The sequence below is a fragment of the Pseudomonas sp. P5_A12 genome (assembly GCF_056400685.1).
The window spans coordinates 1-7,004 of sequence record NZ_JBFUKU010000273.1; the positions used below are offsets into that span (position 1 = coordinate 1).

Sequence of the window (7,004 nt, forward strand, 5' to 3'; positions counted from 1 at the left end):
ATCAATCGCCTGATCCGGCGTCGTAGCGTTGGCGATGTGATCGATCAACGCCGACCCCACAACCACACCGTCAGCCAAACGAGCAATGGAAGCGGCCTGCTCTGGGGTACGAATGCCGAAACCGATGCTGATCGGCAAATCAGTGTGGCGACGCAGACGGGCAACCGCCTCTTCAACGTGCTCGAGAGTCGCCGCTCCTGCGCCGGTCACACCAGCAACCGACACGTAGTAAACAAAACCGGAGCTGCCGTTCAGGACGGTCGGAAGGCGCACGTCATCGGTAGTCGGGGTGGTCAGACGGATGAAATCCAGGCCCGCTGCCTGAGCCGGGTCGCACAACTCGCCGTTATGTTCCGGCGGCAAGTCAACCACGATCAAACCATCAACGCCGGCCTCTTTGGCGTCGGCGATGAAACGCGGCACGCCGTACATGTGGATCGGGTTGAAATACCCCATCAGCACCAGCGGAGTCTCGCTGTTGCCTTCCCGGAACTCGCGAACCATTTGCAGGGTTTTCGCCAGGTTCTGTTTGGCGCCCAAGGCGCGAATGTTGGCCAGTTGGATCGCCGGGCCATCGGCCATCGGATCGGTGAAGGGCATGCCCAATTCGATCACGTCGGCGCCGRCAGCGGGCAAGCCTTTAAGGATCGCCAGGGAAGTGTCATAGCTCGGGTCGCCAGCGGTGACGAAAGTCACCAGGGCAGCGCGATTCTGTTCCTTGAGTTCGGCAAAGCGCGTTTGCAGGCGGCTCATCAGTGTTTCTCCTGCTTAGATTGTTCCATGTGGTGCATCACGGTTTGCATGTCTTTGTCGCCACGGCCGGACAGGTTGACCACCATCAGGTGATCTTTCGGCAGGGTCGGTGCGCGTTTAAACACTTCGGCCAGGGCGTGGGCGCTTTCCAGTGCGGGAATGATCCCTTCCAGGCGGCAGCATTTGTGGAACGCGTCGAGCGCTTCGTCGTCGGTCACCGAGGTGTACTGAACGCGGCCGATGTCATGCAACCACGCATGTTCCGGGCCGATACCCGGGTAGTCGAGGCCGGCGGAAATCGAGTGGGCGTCGATGATCTGACCATCGTCGTCCTGCAACAGGAACGTACGGTTGCCGTGCAACACGCCAGGTACGCCGCCGTTCAGGCTGGCCGCGTGCTTGCCGGTTTCGATGCCGTAACCGGCGGCTTCAACGCCGATGATCTCGACGCTCTTGTCGTCAAGGAACGGGTGGAACAGGCCCATGGCGTTGGAGCCGCCACCGATGCACGCCACCAGGCTGTCCGGCAGACGACCTTCCTGAGCTTGCAACTGGTCACGGGTTTCCTTGCCGATCACGGCCTGGAAGTCGCGAACCATGGCTGGATAAGGGTGTGGACCAGCCACAGTGCCGATCAGGTAGAACGTGCTGTCGACGTTGGTCACCCAGTCACGCAGCGCTTCGTTCATTGCGTCTTTCAGGGTGCCGGTGCCAGCTACGACCGGGATCACTTCAGCGCCCAAAAGCTTCATGCGGAACACGTTGGCTTGCTGACGTTCGATGTCGGTGGTGCCCATGTAGATCACGCAATCGAGACCGAAACGCGCCGCCACGGTGGCGGTCGCCACGCCGTGCATGCCCGCGCCGGTTTCAGCGATGATGCGTTTCTTGCCCATGCGTCGCGCCAGCAGGATCTGACCGATGCAGTTGTTGATCTTGTGCGCGCCGGTGTGGTTCAACTCTTCGCGCTTGAGATAAATCTTCGCGCCGCCGCAGAACTCGGTCAGACGTTCGGCGTAATACAGCGGGCTTGGACGTCCGACGTAGTCACGCTGGAAGTAAGCCAATTCCTCTTTGAACGCCGGATCTTCCTTGGCCGCTTCGTATTCGCGGGCCAGGTCGAGGATCAACGGCATCAGGGTTTCAGCGACGTAACGGCCGCCAAACGCGCCAAACAAGCCGTTGGCGTCGGGGCCGTTGCGCAGATTAGTCTGAGTCATGGGTCGCTCCGGTTGAATGGGTGAGATGATGCTTTTGTAGAGAGTGGGCTTAACTCTACCCCTGACGCGCCGACCTGAAAACCGATAAGATCGCCGCAACCTGTCAGGAAAACTCACAGATCACATGAGCCACGACCTTCCCCCGCTGAACGCCCTTCGTGCCTTCGAGGCCACCGCCCGCCTGAACAGCGTCAGTCAGGCCGCCGAACAGCTGCACGTCACCCATGGCGCGGTCAGCCGACAGCTCAAGGTGCTCGAAGAACACCTCGGCGTGAGCCTGTTCATCAAGGACGGTCGCGGCCTTAAACTCACAGATGCCGGCATTCGGTTGCGTGATGCCAGCGGCGAAGCGTTCGAACGGTTACGTACGGTGTGTGCAGAGTTGACGCAAAGCACCGCCGATGCGCCCTTCGTGCTCGGCTGCTCGGGCAGTCTGCTTGCGCGCTGGTTTATTCCACGCCTCGGACGGCTGAATGCGGACCTGCCGGACTTGCGCCTGCACCTGTCAGCCGGAGAGGGCGATCTAGATCCGCGTCGCCCGGGGCTTGATGCGTTGCTGGTGTTTGCAGAGCCGCCATGGCCTGCGGACATGCAGGTCTATGAATTGACCAGCGAGCGGATCGGCCCGGTCATGAGCCCGCGATTCGCCGGCTACGAAAAGTTGCAAGGCGCACCGGCGATAGCGCTGCTGAAGGAGGCACTGCTACACACCACGTCACGACCCCAGGCGTGGCCGAGTTGGGCACAGCAAAGTGGCCTCGACGCCAAGGCGCTGAAGTACGGTCAGGGTTTTGAGCATTTGTATTACTTGCTGGAAGCCGCAGTGGCCGGCTTGGGGGTGGCGATTGCACCGGAACCGCTGGTGGCTGAAGACGTGAAGGCCGGTCGCCTGGTTGCGCCATGGGGTTTCAGTGAAACCCCGGCGCAACTGGCATTGTGGTTACCCAAGCGTGCCGCGGACGGGCGGGCTCGGCAACTGGCGCAGTGGCTCAAGAACGAACTGCACCCAACGGATTAATCCCCGCGTTTGCACAACAGATAGGCCGCAAGAAGGCCCATCGCACCCACCGCAACACCGGCTGTCGTCCATGGGTGTTCCTGGGCGTAGTCCCGAGTAGCAATGCCAGTTTCACGGGTTTTGACTTTGACTTCTTCGYACGCATCGCTGAGCAGATGACGCGAATGCTTCAGCGCACTTTCGGCATTGGCTTTTAAGGCTTTCAGGGTTCTACGCGACTCGTCCGAAGCATCGTCTTTCAGGCTTTCCAACGATTTCAACAAACTCTCGATTTCGGCTTCCATGCTTTGCAATGAGGCTTTACGTAATGAAGTGTTCGCCATGGTGGCTCTCCTGCATTGATTGAGTTGCGTGTGTTGGTTGGGACTTCAGGGGTTGGAGAAAGTGCAGTAAATCTGCTTATCCCATTCGGATTAGCCGACACGAGTAAGACCAAAAATCACTGCTAGGCTGTAATTCACACCCTGAGGAGAACACCATGACTGACCATCACACCTACAAAAAAGTCGAACTGGTCGGCTCGTCCACCAGCAGCATTGAAGACGCCGTCAATAACGCGCTGGCTGAAGCCAGCAAAAGCCTCAAGCTCATGGAATGGTTTGAAGTGACCGAAACCCGCGGGCACATCAAGGACGGCAAAGCGGCACACTTTCAGGTGACGCTCAAGGTCGGGTTCCGGATTGCCAGCAGCTGAGTTTGAGCTAGTATTCTGGACTTGCGCGCCGGCCGAGTGCCATCTGGAAAGGCAAAGCGCTACATGTGTGTGTATCCAGCAAATGGGTGGATGCCTCTTTTGATCCGACCAGGGGAATGCGACCGATGAAGAAGTTTATTTTGGCGGGTTGTTTGTTAAGCCTTGCGGGAACTGCCTTTGCCCAAGGCAAGTCGTGCGACGAACTGAAAGCCGAAATCGCAGCTAAACTGGATGCCAAGGGTATTTCCAATTACACGCTGGAAATCGTCGATAAAGGCGCTGCTGCTGGCGGTAAAATCGTTGGCACCTGTGAAAAAGGCTCCAGGCAGATCGTCTACAAGCAGGGTTGACCACCTTCGAAACTGAAAAAGCCGACGCAATGACGTCGGCTTTTTTGTGTGTGCCGATTAAGTGTCAGCCCTTCATAACCTGCGCCAACAGTTCATAGGAGCGCAGACGATCGGCATGTTCGTACAGGTCGCAGGTAAAAATCAGTTCGTCGGCCTGAGTCTGCTCGATCAGCACGTCCAGTTTGGCGCGGATTTTCTGCGGGCTGCCCACCATCGCCAACCCGAGGAAATCACTGACCGCTTCCCTCTCGTGCGGCAGCCACAACCCGTCCATGGTTTTCACCGGAGGACGCTGAACCAGACTTTGTCCACGCATCAGCGCGAGAATCCGCTGATAGACCGACGTCGCCAAATAATCAGCCTGTTCGTCAGTATCAGCAGCCACCAGCGGCACACCGAGCATCACGTAGGGCTTATCCAATACCGCTGAAGGCTTGAAGTGGTTGCGGTAGACGCGAATCGCCTCATGCATGAACCGCGGTGCGAAATGGGAGGCGAAGGCGTAGGGCAAACCACGCTCACCGGCCAATTGCGCACTGAACAGGCTGGAGCCCAGCAACCAGACCGGGACGTTGGTGCCGGTGCCCGGCATGGCGATGATTCGCTGGTCCGGGGTGCGTGGACCGAGGTAGCGCATCAATTCGGCCACGTCTTCCGGGAAGTCGTCGGCACTACCGGAACGCTCACGACGCAGCGCACGGGCCGTCATTTGATCAGAGCCGGGCGCGCGGCCCAGGCCCAAGTCGATACGCCCCGGGTACAGACTTTCGAGGGTGCCGAACTGCTCGGCAATCACCAGCGGCGCGTGGTTAGGCAGCATCACGCCACCCGAACCGACCCGAATGGTCGACGTACCGCCCGCCAGATAGCCAAGCAGCACGGAAGTCGCCGAGCTGGCAATGCCGTCCATGTTGTGGTGCTCGGCGACCCAGAAGCGGTTGTAGCCGAATTTTTCGACGTGCTGCGCCAGGTCCAGGGAATTGCGCAGCGACTGAGTGGCGCTGCCGTTTTCGCGTACAGGCACCAGATCAAGGGTCGAGAACTTGATGTCGGACAGTCGTTTCATAAACCTGCTTCTCCAATTGAGGTCGCAGGTTTTTTCTTGCAAACGAAAACCTGCCGAATCCATAAGCGTGCTTCATGCAATGAGGGCATATACCCGAGTTTCAATAGCCACGCCAAAAAAACCTACGAAAACGGTAGGACTAATGAGATCGGGTGAACTTTGCAACAGCGGCTATCCTCAGAACCCTGTAACCGAAAACCACAAAGGCGCTTGGCGCCGGATCTTGAGGAGGCAGATATGGCTATTACGAAGAAAGCATCGGCTCATTGGGAAGGTGACCTGAAAACCGGCATTGGCTCGATCTCCACTGAAACCGGCGTGCTCAGAGAAGCACCTTACGGCTTCAAAGCGCGTTTCGAGGGCGGCAAAGGCACCAATCCGGAAGAGCTGATCGGCGCGGCCCATGCGGGGTGCTTTTCCATGGCGTTTTCAATGATTCTCGGCGATGCCGGTCTCAAGGCTGACAGCATCGATACCAATGCCGAGGTCACCCTGGATCAGGTGGACGGTGGTTTTGCGATCACGGCCGTAAAGTTGATCCTCAAGGCGAAAATCCCTGGGGCGACTCAGGCGCAGTTCGAGGAATTGAGTAACAAGGCCAAAGAAGGCTGCCCGGTTTCCAAAGTGTTGAATGCGAAAATCAGTCTGGACGCGACCCTGCTCAGCTGATCACAGCTTTTGCAATCACCTGTAAAAGATCGCAGCCTTCAGCCAGACTGCGGTCTTTTTTTGTGCTCGGACAAAACCTGACCAGCCAAAATGTGGTCGAATAAATGACAGCAGCGAAAGCGTATTAACCTGCGCGCTGCCTCAAAGGAGCTTCAACCATGAAACGTTTTGCCTTGGCGGTTATCTGTTGCGCGCTGGCCACATCGGCCCTTGCGAAGCCCAAACCCTGTGAAGAACTCAAGGCCGAGATCGAGGCCAAGATCCAGGCCCAAAGGGTTTCGTCCTACACCCTGGAAATCGTCACCAATGACGAAGTCCACGATCAGAACATGGTCGTAGGCTCGTGTGAAAACGGCACCAAAAAAATCATTTATCAGAAAAACGACCGCTGATTCGCCTCACAGGCAATAGGACTCGCTGTCTTCAGCGACAATCTCGCGTTTGGCGTTGTACAACCGGGCGCCGGGGACAAACGCTATGGACTGCCCGACCAGTACATAACGCTGGCCGGCTTCGAAATGATCGTACTTGACGGTCAGGTAGCACAACCGTTGCGACGGACCGTCCATCATCCCCATGCCCCCGCCCCCACCTGGCACTTCAAAATCGAATCGAACGAGCAGTACGTGGCTGCCGGGCATGACCTGGAAAAAACGCCCATCGTTCAACCGCTGTTTGTCCAGTCGCTCGGCCATCAACAACTTATCGTTGGGGAATGGCACAGAAAAATCGACCCAGGCCATCTGCGGATCAACCGGTGGCAACGGGCTCTGACAGCCAGCAACAACACTGGCGGCGAGCAACAGCATCAGCCTGCGCATGATGAATGTCCCAATGATTTGGTCATTCAGCATAACGCTGATCAGGTGCCTTGGCAGCCTGCCGGTGTGCCTTGGCCAATCACTTTTCGTTGTTGGTTATAGAGTTTTGCCCACGGCCGAAAGCCGATATTCCCCGCTTGCAGCTGATAGCGCTCGCCGGCGCTGAAGTCGTTGTATTTCACGTTTAACTGACAGTCACGCCATAGCGGCTGGGCATCCGGGCCGATATTGGTCGGCTGGACCGAGAACTGATAACGCACCGTCAGCTCATGACTGCCCGGCGGCACCTGAAAATAGCGTTTGCCGGTGGCGGCTTTGTCGTCGACTTCCAACGCTTGTAGCTTCGTGTCTTCCTGCTGAGAGTCCAGGTCGATCCACGCTTGCGACGGGTCATGGTAGGGCAGTCCAAATCC

General features: G+C 57.8%; 11 protein-coding genes. 5 read left to right on the plus strand and 6 right to left on the minus strand.

Going from position 1 to position 7,004, the window contains the following annotated elements:
- Both trpA and trpB read right to left on the minus strand, forming a co-directional pair.
- Nucleotides 1-753: tryptophan synthase subunit alpha (trpA, locus tag AC1DSG_RS25010; RefSeq protein WP_477793291.1), on the minus strand; the 753-nt coding region annotated here is incomplete at its 3' end.
- On the minus strand, nt 753-1,973 hold the full coding sequence (trpB, locus tag AC1DSG_RS25015; protein ID WP_452628853.1) for a tryptophan synthase subunit beta: 1,221 nt from the start codon (nt 1,971-1,973) through the stop codon (nt 753-755). The genes trpA and trpB, both read right to left, overlap by 1 nt.
- Before the next feature lie 124 nt (nt 1,974-2,097).
- On the opposite strand from trpB, the gene AC1DSG_RS25020 reads away from it, so the two are divergent.
- Nucleotides 2,098-2,991, plus strand: coding sequence for a LysR family transcriptional regulator (locus tag AC1DSG_RS25020; protein WP_477793292.1), 894 nt, complete (start codon nt 2,098-2,100; stop codon nt 2,989-2,991).
- On the opposite strand, the gene AC1DSG_RS25025 is transcribed toward AC1DSG_RS25020, so the two are convergent.
- A complete protein-coding gene (locus AC1DSG_RS25025) occupies nt 2,988-3,314 on the minus strand; it encodes an ElaB/YgaM/YqjD family protein (protein WP_477793293.1) in 327 nt (108 codons plus the stop codon). The two genes, AC1DSG_RS25020 and AC1DSG_RS25025, sit on opposite strands and share 4 nt — an antisense overlap.
- 155 nt (nt 3,315-3,469) lie before the next feature.
- On the opposite strand from AC1DSG_RS25025, the gene AC1DSG_RS25030 reads away from it, so the two are divergent.
- Together AC1DSG_RS25030 and AC1DSG_RS25035 are read left to right on the plus strand one after the other, a co-directional pair.
- Nucleotides 3,470-3,685, plus strand: coding sequence for a dodecin (locus tag AC1DSG_RS25030; protein WP_477793294.1), 216 nt, complete (start codon nt 3,470-3,472; stop codon nt 3,683-3,685).
- A 125-nt stretch (nt 3,686-3,810) separates the two neighbouring features.
- Nucleotides 3,811-4,035, plus strand: coding sequence for a DUF1161 domain-containing protein (locus tag AC1DSG_RS25035; protein WP_477793295.1), 225 nt, complete (start codon nt 3,811-3,813; stop codon nt 4,033-4,035).
- 64 nt (nt 4,036-4,099) lie between these two features.
- On the opposite strand, the gene AC1DSG_RS25040 is transcribed toward AC1DSG_RS25035, so the two are convergent.
- Entirely contained in the window at nt 4,100-5,101 is a 1,002-nt protein-coding gene (locus AC1DSG_RS25040; RefSeq protein ID WP_477793296.1) for an LLM class flavin-dependent oxidoreductase, read from the minus strand.
- Nucleotides 5,102-5,338: 237 nt separating this feature from the next.
- Here AC1DSG_RS25040 and AC1DSG_RS25045 point away from each other — a divergent pair, with 237 nt between their 5' ends.
- Nucleotides 5,339-5,770 carry an OsmC family protein gene (locus AC1DSG_RS25045; protein WP_027926114.1) on the plus strand — a complete coding sequence of 144 codons (432 nt, stop codon included), beginning with the start codon at nt 5,339-5,341 and terminating at the stop codon, nt 5,768-5,770.
- A gap of 158 nt (nt 5,771-5,928) precedes the next feature.
- Complete coding sequence (locus AC1DSG_RS25050; protein WP_477793297.1) at nt 5,929-6,162, plus strand: DUF1161 domain-containing protein; 234 nt, start codon at nt 5,929-5,931, stop codon at nt 6,160-6,162.
- Between the two features lie 6 nt (nt 6,163-6,168).
- On the opposite strand, the gene AC1DSG_RS25055 is transcribed toward AC1DSG_RS25050, so the two are convergent.
- Together AC1DSG_RS25055 and AC1DSG_RS25060 are read right to left on the minus strand one after the other, a co-directional pair.
- Nucleotides 6,169-6,591, minus strand: coding sequence for a PA0061/PA0062 family lipoprotein (locus AC1DSG_RS25055; RefSeq protein WP_477793298.1), 423 nt, complete (start codon nt 6,589-6,591; stop codon nt 6,169-6,171).
- 41 nt (nt 6,592-6,632) lie between these two features.
- Nucleotides 6,633-7,004 (minus strand): PA0061/PA0062 family lipoprotein (locus AC1DSG_RS25060; protein WP_477793299.1); only part of this gene is annotated, 372 nt, incomplete at its 5' end.